Source organism: Deinococcus roseus (genome assembly GCF_014646895.1).
GTDB classification, from domain to species: Bacteria; Deinococcota; Deinococci; order Deinococcales; family Deinococcaceae; genus Deinococcus_C; species Deinococcus_C roseus.
Window position 1 is genome coordinate 1 of record NZ_BMOD01000092.1, and the last position, 743, is coordinate 743.

General features: G+C 60.4%; 1 protein-coding gene. It reads right to left on the reverse strand.

What is annotated here, in order from left to right; translation table 11 throughout:
- A partial coding sequence (locus IEY52_RS26520; RefSeq protein WP_189009727.1) for a glycoside hydrolase family 3 protein occupies positions 1 to 743 on the reverse strand: 743 nt, incomplete at both ends.

Here is a 743-nt window from a genome sequence, read left to right on the forward strand (position 1 = left end):
AGGGTCTCCATGAAACGCTCGTACTTGAACGGCACCATCACCATGTCGATCCCCGCATTGATGCTCTGCACCACACAGGTGTAAAAATCAGGGTCAATCTGGTCAATCGCTTCCCAGTCGGTCACGATGAAGCCCTCAAAGCCCAGTTCGTCCTTCAGCACATCCTGCACCAGGTACTTGTGGGCGTGCATCTTCAGGCCATTCCAGCTGCTGTAGGAGGTCATGATGTTCAGTGCTCCGGCCGCAATCGCTTTCTGGTAGGGCGGGAGGTGCACTTCCCTGAGGGTCTTTTCGTCGATTTCACTGTTGCCCTGGTCGAGTTGCCAGGCCCCCTGTTCCAGCAAGGCTTGCATGCCTGCGTCCACGTGGGCATTGGCCAGAGTGGCATCGTTCTGCAGGGCGTTGGGGTCTCCTGCGATGCGCCTGGAAGATCCGAAGGTGGTGTGCCCGTCTGCCACGTAGTGCTTCACGGAAGGCAAGACACTGGTGGGGGAATTCCAGCTGTCTCCCTTGAGGCCTGCGATGTAGGCGGCAGCGAAATCCCCGACGAGTTCGGTGTCCTGGCTGTAGCCTTCAAAGCTGCGTCCCCAGCGGAGGTCGTAGGGGATGGATACGGCGGGGGCGAAGTCCCATCTGACGCCGGTGGCGGCGACTTCCAGGGCGGTGGCGCGTCCAATTCTGCGCACGAGATCAAAGTCCCTGGTGGCTCCCAGGGCGTTGTTGTGGGGGAAGAGGGTGGCGCC